Raw genomic sequence first — 15,066 nt, 5'->3', positions numbered from 1 at the left:
GCGCCGAGATGGTGGCCGAAGACCTGAAGACCGCCCGCCGCCATGCGCTCTTGAAAGAACACGGCATGGATCTGCCGGTCAGCGTGGAAGGATAAAGACATATGAAAGATATACAGGGCATTGACGGCTATCAGTATTCCGATAGCTCCACCAATCATTCACATAAATATCTTCTTCCGGCTCTATTTTCGGAGCTTTCCAAACTGCCAGAGGGGACAAAGCGGGCCTTTGATCTCGGGTGCGGAAACGGTTCCGTCGCCTCTGCCCTGGGGCAAAACGGCTGGCAGGTAACAGGCGTTGATGTCTCCCGGGACGGAATCGAGCAGTCCAAAAAGGACTACCCCCATATTACTCTGGAAGAGGGTTCCGCTTATGATGATCTGGCCTCTGAATACGGAAGATTTCCAGTCGTTTACAGCTTGGAAGTCGTCGAGCATGTTTATGCGCCGCGCGACTATGCCAGAACATTGTATGAGCTGCTGGAACCCGGGGGCACGGCCATTATTTCAACTCCGTACCATGGATACTGGAAAAACCTGGCAATGGCATTGAGCGGCAAGCTGGATGCGCATTTCACTGCACTTTGGGACCATGGCCACATTAAGTTCTGGTCTGTGCGCACATTGACTGAACTGCTGTCTGAAACGGGGTTTCAGAACATCCGGTTCCTGCGCGTGGGGCGGGTGCCGGTTTTGGCAAAGTCCATGATTGCGATTGCCCGCAAACCCCATAGCGGGCAATTTGAATGAATATCCATGTGCCGCGCCCCAGGCGCGGCTGAGCTGGCAGGCCGGGATCAGCCTGCAGGGCGGGATGCGCGGCACCTGCGGCTGCTGACTGGCCCAAGGGCCGGACAGGCGGCGCAGCAAATAAAGGCGCAGAAAAAACGCAAGGCAAAGGCGCGGCCCCGCCCGGGACGCGCCTTTTTAACATGCCGCCGGATTGCCGGTCAGGCAGCCGCCTGGCCGGCAAGGCCCGGCAGGATCTCCCGGAAAAACCCTGCATAGCGGCGCAGCGACGCCGCGCCGGTGGCGCAGAAATACTGCTGTGCCAGCCCCTCGGGCTGCGGCAGGGCCAGGCGGGCTTCCAGCTGCTCCAGCGAGGTAAAGGTGCTGCTATCGGGCAACGGCAGGCTTGGGACCTCGCTGTCATAGCGCAGCACCCGGCAGCCCAGGGACAGCGCCTCATAAATCAGCGACGAGGTATGGCCGATGACAAAATCGGCATCCTGGAAATGCAGCTGCTCGCGGATATCCGGGAATTTGCGGAAAAAATCTTCCTTGCGGACCGACGGGTGGAACCGCACCTTGACCGCACGCCCGCTGCGGCGGGCACAGGCGGTTGCAATCTGCAGCATCTCTTCGTTCTGGCGGTTGAAGATCTGCTGATCGAGGAACACCGCAATATAGGGCTGCGGCGCCTGCCCTGCCGCTTCGGCGGCGGCATTGAAGATCAGCGGCTTGCCGCAGTCCACCGTGGTGTTCGCAGGATGATGGCGCTGGATCAGCTGCGAGGTTTCCGGCCCCCAGGACAGGAAATACTCGGACGGCTGGTGCTCGTAATTGATCACATTCACCGTATCCATACTGCCATAGTCCACGTAAAGCCCGTGCTGCAGCGTGACGGTCGTGACCCCCTGCGCGCGGAAATAGCGGGCCAGCAGATGCTCCACCGGCTGCATGTCGGCAAAGCAGATCAGCGCCTTGAACGTCATGTTCCGGAAATGATCCAGGATGAAGCCGTATTTGCAGGCCCGGATGAAGCAGCAGGCCCGGTCCATCGGATCGGCAATGTCCAGTGCATCGAACAGACCCGCGTTTTCCAGCATATAGCGGCTGGCGGCAGCGTTCAGCCGCTCCGGCCGGCTGCGGTGCTGATAGTCCTCCACCACCACCCGGTCGCGGATCCCCGAGGCTTCGATCACCGCATGGAACAGCCCCTTGTAATCATCCCGCACCAGGCTGCGGAAGAACAGCGCGCCGGTCTCGCGCTGCTGCGGCAGCCGGTAATCGGAGTACAGGAAATCGCGCAGCCAGATGTCCCGCACGGCCGCTTTTTCTTCAGCGCTCTTCTGCTTCAGGCTGTAAAGATCGGCAAACAGGACCTCGCGCCACAGCGTCCGGTCCGAAAGAAAATCCGTAAATTCAGTCACAATTCAAACGATGCGCGGCGCGCACTCCCTGTTGCTCACCCCCTGCCTGCCCGAAGCCGCGGCCCGGCTCAGTCCGGCGCACTGGCATCGATCAGCTTCTGGATCGTGTTCAGGGGGTCATCGAAACCTCTCGGGTGGTAATCCCAATACCCCACGATCTTCTCGTATTTCTCCCGCTCGCCTTCCGGATAGGCGGTGCCTGCCCATTTGGAGATCAGCCGCATGCGGTCCTGCTCCTTGCGGTCATCATTGTTGGAGGCGCGGATTTCCGGCGTCGCTTCGAAGTAGTGTTCAACAAAAGAGGTCTTGGAGCGGATCACCTTGTAGCCCGCCGCCTTCATCTTCAGGCACAGGTCGGTGTCGGAGAAATAGAAATGGTAATCCTGATCGCAATAGCCCACCTCTTTCATCGCCGCGTTCAGATAGAGGCCGTGGTTGACGTAGAGATTGCCGACATTGATGGCGACCGCATATTTCTTGCGCACCGGGTAATCGCGGAAATAAAAGGCCACGCCGCCCAGTTTCACCCCCTGCTCCAGCATCTCGTCGAACAGATCGACCCCGTTCACGATCGCCCCCGGCACGATCAGGCTGTCGTCGGACAGCATGCAGATGTATTTGCCGCTGGCGCATTTGAACGCCAGGTTCATGAAGTAGGCCCAGGGCTTGCGGTCGATCTGCTTGCCGTTCCATTCCCCCCGGTTGTGCTGAACCAGGGAAATGATGTCCTTTTGCTGGGTCAGCCATTCAACGGTTCCATCCGTCGAGCCGCCGTCCACCACGATGATTTCATAGGCTTCCCCCTCCAGCTCCTTGCGCACCGCATCAATGCAAAGCTGCAGCAGCTTGCGCCGGTTGAAGCTGCCAATCACCATCGAAATCTTCGGGTAGTTCATTCAAGTATCCTTTGAGTTAGGGCCGGAACACGCTGCGGCAGCGCCAGGGCTAGGATCCGCGGCGCCCGGTCAGGGCAAGCTTGATCCGCCGCATCGGTGCGGTGATCCGCCAGGAGCTCGACTCCCACAAGGCCTGCAGCTGGGCATCACGCTCGCCGAGCTGCCCTTCCAGTTCCGCAACCTGCCCGCGCAGTTTCTGGATCGTTTCGCCGCGCAGCAGCTTCGTCCGGCGCTCTTCCTCCAGGACCGCGCCGGTGCCCTCCAGCCGGGCCGACGTCTGCCGCTCCGCTTCCAGGGCCTCCTGCAGGCTGCGCAGCTGCAGCTGCATCAGCTCCGCCTGGCTCTGCTTGGCCGCCGCCTGCGCCTCCAGCGCGGCCAGCCGCTCCCCGGCCTGCCGCTGCTGCGCCTGCTGCTGGTCATGTGCGCCGCGCAGCACGGCCAGATCCTGCAGCAGCGGCCTCAGCACCTGCACCGCCCGCTCTGCGGCGGCCAGGGCATCCGGCTGCCCGCCTGCGGGCACCGCGCGGGCCTCCAGCTCGGAATTCAGCGCCGCCACCCCGGCGGCGCCGGCCACAGCCTGATCCGCAATCACCTGCCAGACCGGCCCGGCCGCATCCTCCGGCAGATCCAGATCCAGCCCGGGCAGAGGGCTGATGCCAAGCTGGCTGCAGGCCTGCTCCAGCGCCGGGCCCGCATCGCGGCGCAGGCCGGCCGCCTCCACCAGCGCCAGCCGGCGCCGGTTCCGGCGGCAGAACGCCAGCAGTTCCTGCGCCTGCGCTTCCCAATCCTGCAAGGACTGCGCCGGGCTCCGGCCGCAGGCAATCCCCCTGCAGACGGCCGCTTCCGCCCGCTCATAGACCGCCAGCACCGGGCGCCCCTCTGCCGGCTGCCAGTCCGCCGGTGCCCCGGCAAGGCGCTCAAACCGGGCGCCCGCAGCCTGCAGCGCCTCCGCAAGGCCCGCCCGCTCCGTGCAGTCCGCCAGCGAGAATTCCGCATCCTGCCCGGACGCCGCAAACGCGGCAGATGTGATTTGCGTGTTCACCGGCTGCTCCTTTTCTTCCCGTCCCGCGGCACCAGCCTGCCGCGCCTTCCCTTGCGCCGGCCTAGGCGCCCGCCAGATCCCCGGCCAGATCCCCGACCGCCGCCAGGCTGCGCAGCTGGTGCTGCCGCACATAGCCGGGCCAGTCCGCCACTTCACTCCAGCCGCTGATGAAGACAAAGTCCAGCCCGGCAGCCGCGGCGGCGCGGTGATCATAGGTGCTGTCGCCCAGAAACAGCGCCGGCGGGCGGATATTGCCGCAGCCCAGCTCCCGCGCCAGGATCGTGTCCTTGCTGTCGGGGCTGCCGAAGATGCCGCCGTCAAACAGCCCGTCCAGCCCGCGTGCGGCAAAGATCTCCCGCAGCTCCGCCTGGTCGCCGCCCGATACGATCAGCCAGCGCTGATCCGGCCAGGCGGCGCGCAGCGCCTCCAGCCCCGGTGCCACCGCACAAGCCAGCAGCCCGGCCCGCACCGCGCCGGCATAGGCCGCCAGCAGCGCCTCCAGGCCCGGCCCGCTCTGGCCCGGCACGATGTTTTCCAGAAAATGCTGAAATTTGAGATAGCGGGACACGCCGCCATGGGCGACATGATGCGCCACCAGCGCCTCTGCCGCGGCCGCCCCATAGGGCAGGGCCGCCTGGCGGAAGGCTTCGGTCTTCACCCGGTTGGAATCCAGGATCACCCCGTCGCAGTCAAAGACCAGCGTCTGGTAGCCCGCCGCCATTACAGGTTCCAAAGCCGCTTCAGGGCTGCTTCCACCGGGGCCACATCCTCCGGCACATCCACCGCCATGGTGCCGGGCGCGGTCTCATACATCACAATCCTGCGGCCCAGCTCCTGGAAGCGCAGGATCTCGATATCCTCGCTCTTCTCCAGCGTGCCCTTGCGGCCGAAACCCTGGAAGGCCTGCAGCTCCTCGCGGGTGAAGCCGTAGATGCAGACCTGCTTCTTGTAGCGTTCCGGCGCGTTTTTGGCGTCCTTGCAGGCCGGCAGCGCCGCCCGCGACATATAGACCATCACGTCATCCTCGGTGGTGATCACCTTGGGGATATTGACGCTGTGCGGGTCTTCCTCTGCACCGATCCAGGCAAAGCCGTTGACGATCAGGGAGGGATCCGCCGCCTTCAGCTCCACGCAGCGCTTGATGTCCTCCGGGTTCACCAGCGGCTCGTCGCCCTGCACGTTCACATAGATATCGTAATCGATCATCTGCGCCGCTTCGGCCAGGCGGTCGGTGCCGGTCAGCGCCTCGCTGCTGGTCATCAGCGCCTTGAAGCCCGCGGCCTCCACCACCTCGGCGATGCGCGCGTCCTCAGTGGCGATATAGACATGCTCCTGCCCCACCGCGCGGGCGCTCAGCTCCGCCACCCACAGGATCATCGGCTTGCCCAGCAGCGGCACCAGCGGCTTGCCGGGGTAGCGGGTGGAGGCATAGCGGGCGGGGATAATGACACAGGCCGTCATGGGATCACATTCCGTAAACTGAAATTTGCTTGAGATGCTTGTAGCGGCTCGGGGTGACCGAAATCACCTCCGGGCTGCCCGGGGTCTGCTCCAGCAGCCGCAGGATCTCTTCGACCTCGCGGTTGCGCGCATCGCCGGGCGTGTAGCCGTCAAAGCCCGCCAGCAGCACCTGGCTGGCGCCGCCGGCCGCCGCCACTGCCATCGCATAGGCCAGCACCAGCAGGCTGGGAGAGATGCAATGGCTGCTGGAAAACTCAAACCGGTCCTCATCCAGGCGGATGCCGAAGTCCAGCAACTCCTTGCTGCCAAGCCGGGCGCCGAGATCCGCGGGCAGCATCGAGGCCGGGGTGATCAGCGGCTGGCGCAGCGCCAGATGCGCCTCGCTGTCGGCCATCAGCCGGACCGGGTGGCAGGCCGCGCGCAGGTCGATCAGCTCTTCTGAGATGCCGCTGTGCGTGTTCAGCGCAATCACCACCGGCTGGGCCCGGCGCACATAGGCCTCAAGCGCGGCCCGGTGCTGCCGGGCGCCGGCGCCGGCGCCAAGAATGAGCACATCGCGCCCTTCCAGCATGGAGCGCGGCTGCCAGCTGCCCCGCGCCTCCCCCTGGTAGAAATTGCGCGCGCCATCCAGCGTGCCGCTGCTGAAGCTTTTGCCGCCTTCCTGGCGCAGATGCTCGATCACCGCCAGGATGTCCTCCTCGCTGAAGCGGGAATCGGTCAGCATGTTCTGAATATAGGTCGGGTGGATGCCGTATTTGCCGGACAGGAAGTAATAGGGGTTGGTGCCCCAGCCATAGCGTTCCTTCATCGGCTGGAAATGCTGCCGCAGCAGGCTCATCAGCGGCACCAGGTTGGCCGGGCGGGAGCGCAGCTCCTGGGCTTCGATCACCAGCTCCTCGGTGCGGGCATTGCCCGGGCCGCGGCCCATGCCGGTCACGGTGGCGTCCAGCCAGGTGGCGCCCTCGGCCTGCGCCCGCAGCGTGTTCTGCAGCGCCAGCCCCATATTGTCATGGGTATGGATGCCGATCGGGCCGTCCCATTCCTCGCGCAGCCAGCTGATGATGCGGGCGGTGTCTTCCGGCGTCATGCTGCCCATGCTGTCGGCGAAATAAAGCACCTCCACCGGCCAGGCGCGCGCCTCGCGGGCCAGTTCCACCACCTCTTCCCGGCTGCGGTCGGCAATCTGCATCAGGTTGAAACCGACCCGGTAGCCCCGCTCCGTCAGCCAGCGCACGGCCGGCAGCACCTGCTTGACCTCGCGGAAGTGGCAGGCCAGGCGCACCAGATCAACCGGCACCGCCGCCGCCGGCTCCGGAAACAGATGCTCCAGCGTGGCCTCAAGCCCCAGATCGGTCAGCAGGTCGGCACCGTTGACCATGACCGCGACCTGCAGGTCTTCGGGGATCTTCAGGCTGCGCAGGAAATCATCGGTGGTATAGGCGCAGGCGCCCTTGAACCCGTTGTTCTTCAGAAACCTGAAGCCGATCTCGACGATGTCGACCCGGGCCGCCCGCATGGCCTCCAGATAGGCTTCGATCAGTTCTTGCGGAAAATCCCAGGCGTTGTAATAGCCGCCGTCCCGCAACGTGCAATCCAGCACTAAAGTGTCTGACATCTCAACCCAATCTCTTTTCTCTGCCCGGCGCGCTGCCCGAAAGCCTTCCAGAAGATGAAAGAAAGCCTGCAATACACGCTGAGAATGACTGCATCCTGTGGTTGCGGGCATACAGAGCTTCGCTTAGACCTGCAAGCATGAACCCCGCGGCCGGCGGCATGCAGCTGCCGGGTGCCGCCGCCGGAAAGGACCGATCCGCTTGACCCTGCCCCCGCCCCTGGGCCCCTGCGCGCCCTTCAACCAGGCCCTGGCCCGGCTGCAAGACAGCACCGGCGGCGGGCCAGTCAGCGGCAGCACGCCCCTGGATGAGGGGCTGAAGCTGCATGCGGATCCCGCCCTGCAGGCCGGCGGGCGCTGGCGCTCTCCGGCCGGGCGGCTGCTGGAGCTTGATCTCGAAACCGCAGGCCCGGGGGAGTGGATCGGCCTGCATCTGGACCTGGGGCCGCTGGACCTGCTGCCGTTCCGCTACGCCGGGCTGGCCTGCCGCAGCGCCGCTGCCGGGCATGAGGCGATCCGCCCCTGCCTGCGCGCCGGCCTGCCCGGCGGCGGGTTCTCCGACTGTTTCTTCCCGCGCCACATCCTGGCCCGGGAAGAGCCGGGCGATCATATGGACACCCTGCATCTGCCCAGCTGCCCGCAGCTGCCGCTGGATGCACAATGGTTTGAACTGGTGCTGTTTCTGCCGCCCCGCAGCTGCCGCCTGGAACTGCATGACCTGCGGCTGTTCTTCCTGTGACTCTGACCGTCGCCATCCCAGCGCATAACGACGGCGCCAGCCTGCTGCGCCTGCTGCGCATGCTGCGGGCGCTTGGCTGCGCCAGCCGGATCGTGGTGGTGGATGACGGCTCGCGGGAGCCGCTTCAGGAGGCCGCCCTGCTGGCCGCGGCCGGCCTGGAGGCCGGGCAGCTGCAGCTCTTGCGCCACGGCACCGCCAAAGGCGCCGGCGCCGCCCGCAACCTGGCGCTGGCGCATGTCCAGACCTCCCATCTGCTGTTCCTGGATGCCGATGACCGCCCCGGCCGCGCCCTGCCCTGGCTGCTGCAGGACCTGGCCGGCCAGGACTTCGATTTCTGCCTGTTCCAGCATCACGACAGCCGCCGCGAGGCGCAGGGCGGCTTTGGCCAGATGCCCTATGACCAGGAATTCTGGGACCGCGCCGGGCTGAGCCTGGGCGCCCTGTCGCCGGTCCCGCCCTTTGCCGCCGCCTGCCTGGTGCAAACCTCGAACTACCCCTGGAACAAGATATACCGGACCGCCTTTCTGCGCGATCACGGTATCGGCTGCTCCGAGATCCTGGTTCACAACGATATCGAACTGCACTGGCGCAGCTTCCTCAATGGCAGCCGGATCCTGGCCAGCACCCATGCGGCAGTGGTGCATGACGTCTCCGCAGGCGGCCAGCGGCTGACCAACCGGACCGGGCCCGAACGGCTGGACGTGTTTCTGCCGCTCGCCCGGATTGCCGCTGAGATCCAGGCAAAAGGCCTGGACCTCTATCAGCAGCCGTTCTGGAGGTTTTTTGCCGGGCTGATGCATTGGGTGAAACACGCCCTGGCCCCTGAGCTGCACCCGCAGCTGGCCCAGCAGATCAGCGCCTTCCTCGCCGCCCATGCGCCGGCCGGGCTGCCCGGCCTGCAAGGCTTACCTGGCCTGCCGGATGCGCCCGCCGCGCAGCGCCGCCAGGCCTGAGCCCGCCATGGTTCCGCACCCGCCGCCCGCCGCCCCCGGCCGCCGCAGCAGCCCGCGCCAGATCTGGCTGCATGCCGGCCTGCCGAAATGCGGCTCGACCACGGTCCAGCACCATATGGCCGCCGCCTATGAGCAGCATCTGCAGCTGGGCCTGTGCTATCCGCAAAGCCACCGCGCCCCCGATGGCTACCGCAACCACATCCCGCTGGCCCGGATGGCTGCCGGGGCCCTGCCCGCGGCCCTGGCGGAGATCGCGGCAGAGGCAGAGCGCCACGGCTGCCGCCGCATCCTGCTGTCCTGCGAGCATTGGACCAATATGTTCCGCACCGGCAACCTGGCCGCGCTGGTGCAGCTGCTGCAGCAGCAGATGCCGGACTGGCAGATCCGCCTGGTGGCCTATTTCCGCAATCCCTACGGCTTTGCGGAATCCAGCTATGCGCAGTTTCTGCGCGCCGGGCTGTTCGGGATTGATAAAGCGGCCTTCTTTGCCGCAGGCCCGCCCGGCATCGGCCGCTACCTGCGCTGTTTCGAGGACAGCTACGGCTTCCCGCTGCCCTCGCTGCTCGGCTTTGCCCGGATGCTGCGGGCGCAGCTGCCCGCGGACAGCCTGATCCTGCGCTCAAACGCGCCGGCGGATCTGGATGCACCGGACATGCTGAGCGATTTCTGCAGCCTGCTCGGCCTGCCGCCCCCGGCCGCGGCGCCGCGGCGCAACAGCCGCATCCTGCCGCGCAAGCTGGCCGAACTCGAATATGTGCAGACCCGGGTCAGCCAGCCGGTCTATGCGCAGCTGCGCCCGAAACTGCTGAAGCGGGATTTCACCCGCGGCGCCCCGCCAGGCCCCGCCCGCGGCAGCAGCCTGCACCTGAGCGCCGCCATGGCAGACGGCATCACCCGGCTGCTGGAGGCCGAGCGCAGCGATCTGGCCCGCCTGTTTGCCACCCGCACCGATGCGCTCTGCGCCGCGCGCAGCCAGGACTGGAGCCGGGCAGAGCTGCTGGACGAGGCCGCCCGGGCCCGGCTGCGCAAATTCATCCGCCGCCAGACCGCCTGAGGCGCCCCGCCCCTAGGGGCCGCCCCCTACAGCGGCGCGGTGAAAAACGCAGGCGCCGCTTCGCCCGCCTCCAGGCAGGCGGCAAAGCCGCGCGCCGCGTCCAGCGCCTCGCGGATGGTCACATCCATGTCCAGGTAACGGTAGGTGGCAAGCCGCCCCACGAAGGTGACGCCGCGGGTCTCTTCGGCCAGCTTCACATAGGCCGCCAGCAGCTCCTTCTCCTTCACCTGGCGGATCGGGTAATAAGGAATGTCGCCGGGCTCTGCCAGGCGCGAGAACTCGCGGTAGAGCACCGAACCCTCGTGGCTTTCCCAAGGTGCGAAATGCTTGTGCTCGGTGATGCGGGTGTAAGGAACAGCTTCCTCGCCGTAGTTCATCACCGCGCAGCCCTGGTAGTCGCCCTGATGGGTGAAGCGCTCAAAATCCAGGGTCCGGTAGCCCAGCCGCCCCAGCTCATAGCCGAAATAGCCGTCCAGCGGCCCGGAGTAGAACACATGGTCATACTCTGCCCCCATCTCCGGGGTAAAATCAGTCTCTAACTTGACCGAAATGCCCGGATGATCGAGGATCTTGGCGATCATCGCGGTATAGCCGTTCTCGGGCATGCCCTGGAACTGGTGGAAGAAATAGTTGTCGTCGTAGTTGAAGCGCACCGGCAGCCGCTTCAGGATCGAGGCGGGCAGCTCGGAGGGGTGCATGCCCCATTGCTTGATGGTGTAGCCCTTGAAAAACGCCTCATAGAGATCCTTGCCGACAAAGCGCATCGCCTGCTCTTCGAAGGTCTGGGGATCTGCGATCGAGGTATCGGCCTGTTCATTGACAATGAAATCATGCGCTTCTTCCGGGCGCAGGGTCTTGCGGAAGAACTGGTTGATGGTGTGCAGATTGACCGGCAGCGAGAACACTTCCTGATCGCCCGAAAGCCCGCGGGTGGTGGATTTCACCCGGTTCTTATAGGGCAGGAAACGCTCGAAGCTGTTCACATAGTCCCAGACCTCGGCGTCGTCGGTGTGGAAGATATGCGGCCCGTAGACATGCACCATCACGCTGGTTTCCGCGTCGCGCTCGGTGTGGCAGTTGCCGCCGATGTGGCCGCGGCTGTCGATCACGGTGATCCAGTGGCCTGCTTCGGCCAGATGGCGGCCGATCACGGCGCCGGAAAGCCCCGCCCCCACCAACAGATAGTTTCCTGCAGTCATAGACGCTTATCCTTCTTTCTGCCCGGCACGGGGGGCGCACCCCCGTGCCAAAGCGGGCTGTATCGTGGCTGTCTGCGCGCAGCCGGGTTACCGGTCCGCCGGGACCGGCGCGACTCCGGGGCGGTACCCAAAGGCTTCGGCAAACGGGAATGTCTCGGCCTCGGCCATGGCGTGCAGGGCGGCATTTTTGGGATCTTTCCAGCTCTCGGCGGTGCGGATGGAAATCTCTGTCTTGCGCTGGCGCAGCACCGATGCATTGGCCGGCGGGAACAAATGCTCCCGCGCCCAGGACACCCGTGCCGAATGCTCATCGGTGAAAAACGGCGTCGCGCGCTCCAGCCCGGCCCAGCTCTGGATCTGCTCGACATGCTGGCGCGGCGACACGGTCAGATCCTCATAGCGCAACAGCATGAATTTCTCCGGGTCATGGGCGCCCAGCCACTGCGCCCGCTGCTGGCGCTCCACCCAATTGGCGGTGCGCATCCGCAACCGGTCGCTTTTCTTGATGATCTTGGCCCAGCTGACGCCCACCGCCCGGGGGTCGCGCACCAGGTTGAGCACATAGACCTCGATGCCGGGAATCAGGCTCAGCGCCATCGCCACATCCACCGATTTGGAGCTGTCGACCAGCATCCGCCCGCCGGCCTGCTCCGCCGCGGCATCATAAAGGGTTTTCAGCCGCTCCAGATGCGCCGCATGCGCCTGCGACAGCCGCGCCCGGGCAGCCGGGTCCTGCCAGGAGCTCTCGGCATTGGCGCCCTTGCGGAACGCGGCCTTGCCCGCCATCAGCGCCGCCATCGCCCCGGCGCCGTGCCGGGCCTCGACCCGGGCGCGGACAGGGCCCCAGAAGCTGCATTCCGGCACGTCGCGGCGGCAGCTGCACGGGGAGTGTTTTTCCACCGCCATCGGCAGGTCCCGGATCTGGCCGATATTCTGGGCGTCGTCATTCTGCGACAGCAGCATCGACAAGAATGTTGTTCCCGAGCGTCCGGCCCCGGCAATATACAGAACTTTAGTAACCAATTGGCCTTCTCCCGCAGCGCAATGCACCTGCCGGACGCGCGGATCCGCGGTCCGAAAATGGCATCATTTATGGCTTGTTTCATGCCTTCTTTTTTGGGAGAAACGCAATGTTTTTTATGGCTGGACCGGTAGTTCACATGGCAGATTTCTCCCCGACACCCGCGGCTCAGGAAAACTGGAATGCCGCTGATGATTTTCTGCGTTCTGCCGCCCGCTGGGGGGACCGCCCCGCGCTCACCGCAGAGGGCATCACGCTGACCTATCAGGCGCTGCTGGAACAGGCCCAGGGCCTGGCCGCCGCCATTGCCGCACAGGAAACCGGCCAGAGCGCCCCGGTCACCGCCATCTATGCCAGCCGCGGCCCCGGCACCTATGCCGCGGTGCTGGCAGCGCTGCTGCGCGGCCATGCCTATGTGCCGCTGAACCCCAAGTTCCCGCCCGAACGCAACCGCTATATCCTGGAGCGCTCCGGCGCCGCCTGCCTGCTGCATGACAGCGCCAGCGCCGCGGCGGTGGAGGAGATCCTGGCGGTGCCGTCGGACCAGGACAGCCCGCAGCGGATCGATACCGGCGCCCTGCCGGCCGGGGAGCCCGTGCAGCGCCCGGCGGCCCTGCGCCAGCCCGCCAGCCCCCCCGGCAGCCCCCCCGCCAACCCCTATGCCTATATCCTGTTCACCTCCGGCAGCACCGGCCAGCCCAAGGGCGTGGCCATCCGGCACAGCAACCTGGGGGCCTATCTTGATGCGGTCTTTGCGGTCGCGGATTACGGGCCCGATGACCGGATGTCGCAGAATTTCGACCTGACCTTCGATCTCAGCGCCCATGACATGTTTGTCTGCTGGCGGGCCGGCGCGCATCTGATCGTGCCCTCTGCCGCGGATCTGGAAGAGCCGGCCGGCTATCTGCACCGCCATGGCCTCACCTGCTGGTTCTCAGTGCCCAGCCTGGCCCAGAAAATGCGCATGCAAGGCGCGCTCAAGCCCGGCGCCCTCAGCACCCTGCGCCTGACCCTGTTCTGCGGCGAGGCGCTGCCGGCGGATCTGGCGCAGGACTGGGCGCGCGCCACCGGCCACCGGGTGGAAAACTGGTACGGCCCCACCGAGGCCACCATTGCCTGCACCCGCTACCCGCTGCCCGCCGACCCCGGACAGATCCAGGGCCGCTTCAACCTGGTGCCGATCGGCCTGCCGCTGCCGGGCATGCAGACGCTGGTGCTGCGGGAAGACGGCAGCCCGGCCGCCGCCGGCGAGAGCGGCGAGCTGCTGGTCACCGGCGCGCAGGTCGCCGACGGCTATGTGGCGGATGCCGAGAAAACCGCCAGGGCCTTTGTGGTGCCGGAAGGCCGCAGCGCGGTCCACTACCGCACCGGCGACCGGGTGGAAGCCGGGCCGGACGGCAGCCTGCAGTTCATCGACCGTATCGACAACCAGATCAAGATCCGCGGCTACCGGGTCGAGCTGGGGGAAATCGAGGCGGTGCTGCGCAGCCATGCAGAGGGCTGCAACGCCGTTGTGGTTCCGCTGCCGCTGAAATCCCCCACCCCCACCAGCCTGGTTGGCGTGGTCGAGGGCTGGGAGGGCCGGCCGCGGCAGCTGCTGAAGGCCCTGGACGGCAAGCTGCCCGATTACATGAGCCTCACCAAGGTGATGCTGATGAAGCAATTCCCCAAGAACGCCAGCGGCAAGGTGGACCGCGGCCGGATCGGCGAGCGGGTGGTCCGCCGGCTGGAGAAGCGCCAGGCCAAGGCGGCCGGCCCCGGCAAGGCGAACCGCTATGACACGCTGGTCCAGGATATCCAGAAGATCAATCCGGCCATTTCCCACGCGGATATCGAGAAGGCCGGGAACCTGATGGATATCGGCCTGGATTCGATGGGCTTTGTCGAATTTACCATCCAGCTGGAAAAACGGTTCGGCCTGGAACTCACCCAGGACACGGTGGCGGCCCTGTCGCATATGTCCCTGCGCCAGATCCTGACCTTTATCCGGCAGGCAAAAAAACCGGAAGGCGCCGCCAGTTTCGAGCCGCTGGCCAATGCCCATGCCAGCCGCTCGGTGCGGCGGCAGAACCCGCATTACCGGGCCATGCGGTCCCTGGACATGCTCGACAAGTTCCCCGGGTTCAGCCGCTCCGCCGCTGATCCCCTGGTGCTGTGCATCGGCTCCTCCGGCTTCATGCGCGGCATCAGCGCCCCCGCCATCGAGGCCGAGGCCCGGCGCCGCGGCCAGCGGGTGCGGGCGGCCAACCTCGGCATGGCGATGCTCAGCATCGAGGGCATTGCCGAGCTGTGCGAATTTGTCCGCGACACCATGGCGGAGCAGAACAAGCGGATTGCGCATGCGGTGCTGGAGCTGGAGATCATGCAGCTGAGCATCCTGCCCCCGGTGGGCGACATCGGCATTGTCGCGGATTACCGCAAGGGCACTTTCGACGGTGTCGAGCGGATCTATTATGACGCCTCGACCGTCTGGGACCAGGATGCCGGCGGCACCATTGCCCCGCCCAAGAAGGCCCGCACCAAACTGCCCGCGGCCAATTGGGAGGAACGGCGGGCCCGGGAAATCCGTCAGACCTTCCTGGGCGGGGTGCCGATGGACGAGACCTCTGTGGCGGCCTGGCGGCGCGGGCTGGCGGCGCTGCGCGAGGTCAGCGACGAGGTCAGCGCGGTGATCCACCCCATCCTGTGCGACGATCTGCAGACCCAGCGCCAGCGCGTCTCGCCCAATCATTTCAGCGCCCTTGTCAGCCAGCTGAGCAAGGAAACCGGCGTCCGGATCATCCCCGACACAAGGTTTGAGCTGGATCCGGAAGATTTCCAGGACTTCAACCACCTGGCGGCCCAGACCGGGCGCGACAAGTTCTCAACCCAGATCGCCGAAACCCTGTTCGCCGAAACCCTGCCCGCTCCGGCCGCAGCTGCCGGCAGAAAGTGATC

13 protein-coding genes and 1 pseudogene are annotated in these 15,066 nt (G+C 65.8%); 6 read left to right on the top strand and 8 right to left on the bottom strand.

Annotation, left to right across the window (positions count from 1 at the left end; genetic code table 11):
• Window positions 1-95: pseudogene (locus ACXAHG_RS14070) on the top strand (GDP-mannose 4,6-dehydratase); the annotation flags it as partial.
• Between the two features lie 6 nt (window positions 96-101).
• Window positions 102-749 (top strand): class I SAM-dependent methyltransferase, encoded by a 648-nt coding sequence (locus tag ACXAHG_RS14065; RefSeq protein WP_475058253.1) that lies wholly within the window; start codon window positions 102-104, stop codon window positions 747-749.
• Between the two features lie 200 nt (window positions 750-949).
• Here ACXAHG_RS14065 and ACXAHG_RS14060 read toward each other — a convergent pair whose 3' ends face one another.
• The 6 genes from ACXAHG_RS14060 to ACXAHG_RS14035 all read right to left on the bottom strand — a co-directional run bounded on the left by ACXAHG_RS14060 (window position 950) and on the right by ACXAHG_RS14035 (window position 7,166).
• Complete coding sequence (locus ACXAHG_RS14060) at window positions 950-2,152, bottom strand: hypothetical protein (protein ID WP_475058251.1); 1,203 nt, start codon at window positions 2,150-2,152, stop codon at window positions 950-952.
• Window positions 2,153-2,220: 68 nt separating this feature from the next.
• The gene (locus ACXAHG_RS14055; RefSeq protein ID WP_475045598.1) at window positions 2,221-3,048 is read right to left on the bottom strand and encodes a glycosyltransferase family 2 protein; all 828 of its coding nucleotides are present in this window, start codon (window positions 3,046-3,048) and stop codon (window positions 2,221-2,223) included.
• 49 nt (window positions 3,049-3,097) lie between these two features.
• Entirely contained in the window at window positions 3,098-4,090 is a 993-nt protein-coding gene (locus tag ACXAHG_RS14050) for a hypothetical protein (protein ID WP_475058249.1), read from the bottom strand.
• Window positions 4,091-4,151: 61 nt separating this feature from the next.
• On the bottom strand, window positions 4,152-4,811 hold the full coding sequence (locus tag ACXAHG_RS14045; RefSeq protein ID WP_475045596.1) for an HAD family hydrolase: 660 nt from the start codon (window positions 4,809-4,811) through the stop codon (window positions 4,152-4,154).
• Window positions 4,811-5,551 carry a 3-deoxy-manno-octulosonate cytidylyltransferase gene (locus ACXAHG_RS14040; protein ID WP_475045594.1) on the bottom strand — a complete coding sequence of 247 codons (741 nt, stop codon included), beginning with the start codon at window positions 5,549-5,551 and terminating at the stop codon, window positions 4,811-4,813. Before ACXAHG_RS14040 ends, ACXAHG_RS14045 begins: the two co-directional genes overlap by 1 nt.
• 4 nt (window positions 5,552-5,555) lie before the next feature.
• A complete protein-coding gene (locus tag ACXAHG_RS14035) occupies window positions 5,556-7,166 on the bottom strand; it encodes an aldolase catalytic domain-containing protein (protein ID WP_475058247.1) in 1,611 nt (536 codons plus the stop codon).
• Between the two features lie 199 nt (window positions 7,167-7,365).
• Here ACXAHG_RS14035 and ACXAHG_RS14030 point away from each other — a divergent pair, with 199 nt between their 5' ends.
• From ACXAHG_RS14030 to ACXAHG_RS14020, 3 genes are read left to right on the top strand one after another with little or no spacing between them, the layout of a single operon-like run.
• Complete coding sequence (locus tag ACXAHG_RS14030; RefSeq protein WP_475058244.1) at window positions 7,366-7,902, top strand: hypothetical protein; 537 nt, start codon at window positions 7,366-7,368, stop codon at window positions 7,900-7,902.
• On the top strand, window positions 7,899-8,855 hold the full coding sequence (locus tag ACXAHG_RS14025; RefSeq protein WP_475058242.1) for a glycosyltransferase family 2 protein: 957 nt from the start codon (window positions 7,899-7,901) through the stop codon (window positions 8,853-8,855). The genes ACXAHG_RS14030 and ACXAHG_RS14025 overlap by 4 nt, the downstream gene beginning before the upstream one ends.
• 7 nt (window positions 8,856-8,862) lie before the next feature.
• Window positions 8,863-9,909 carry a hypothetical protein gene (locus ACXAHG_RS14020; protein WP_475058239.1) on the top strand — a complete coding sequence of 349 codons (1,047 nt, stop codon included), beginning with the start codon at window positions 8,863-8,865 and terminating at the stop codon, window positions 9,907-9,909.
• A gap of 26 nt (window positions 9,910-9,935) precedes the next feature.
• Here the strand turns inward: ACXAHG_RS14020 and glf are convergent, their stop codons facing one another.
• Both glf and ACXAHG_RS14010 read right to left on the bottom strand, forming a co-directional pair.
• Entirely contained in the window at window positions 9,936-11,108 is a 1,173-nt protein-coding gene (gene glf / locus ACXAHG_RS14015; protein ID WP_475058237.1) for a UDP-galactopyranose mutase, read from the bottom strand.
• 87 nt (window positions 11,109-11,195) lie between these two features.
• Complete coding sequence (locus ACXAHG_RS14010; protein ID WP_475058234.1) at window positions 11,196-12,131, bottom strand: sulfotransferase; 936 nt, start codon at window positions 12,129-12,131, stop codon at window positions 11,196-11,198.
• Between the two features lie 137 nt (window positions 12,132-12,268).
• On the opposite strand from ACXAHG_RS14010, the gene ACXAHG_RS14005 reads away from it, so the two are divergent.
• Window positions 12,269-15,064, top strand: a complete 2,796-nt coding sequence (locus ACXAHG_RS14005; protein ID WP_475058231.1) for a non-ribosomal peptide synthetase — start codon at window positions 12,269-12,271, stop codon at window positions 15,062-15,064.
• The last annotated feature ends 2 nt before the right edge of the window (window positions 15,065-15,066 follow it).

The sequence above is a fragment of the Leisingera sp. ABD4_442 genome, from assembly GCF_056160905.1.
Note: the sequence above shows the minus strand (reverse complement) of the source record. Positions and strands in the feature narration are given on the sequence as shown.

Excerpts from the sequence above, each read along its gene's own strand:
- ACXAHG_RS14055 (WP_475045598.1), bottom strand. The coding sequence starts at position 3,048 with ATGAACTACCCGAAGATTTCGATGGTGATTGGCAGCTTCAACCGGCGC.
- glf (WP_475058237.1), bottom strand. The coding sequence starts at position 11,108 with ATGACTGCAGGAAACTATCTGTTGGTGGGGGCGGGGCTTTCCGGCGCC.
- ACXAHG_RS14035 (WP_475058247.1), bottom strand. The coding sequence starts at position 7,166 with ATGTCAGACACTTTAGTGCTGGATTGCACGTTGCGGGACGGCGGCTAT.
- ACXAHG_RS14045 (WP_475045596.1), bottom strand. The coding sequence starts at position 4,811 with ATGGCGGCGGGCTACCAGACGCTGGTCTTTGACTGCGACGGGGTGATC.
- ACXAHG_RS14020 (WP_475058239.1), top strand. The coding sequence starts at position 8,863 with ATGGTTCCGCACCCGCCGCCCGCCGCCCCCGGCCGCCGCAGCAGCCCG.
- ACXAHG_RS14005 (WP_475058231.1), top strand. The coding sequence starts at position 12,269 with ATGGCAGATTTCTCCCCGACACCCGCGGCTCAGGAAAACTGGAATGCC.
- ACXAHG_RS14040 (WP_475045594.1), bottom strand. The coding sequence starts at position 5,551 with ATGACGGCCTGTGTCATTATCCCCGCCCGCTATGCCTCCACCCGCTAC.
- ACXAHG_RS14065 (WP_475058253.1), top strand. The coding sequence starts at position 102 with ATGAAAGATATACAGGGCATTGACGGCTATCAGTATTCCGATAGCTCC.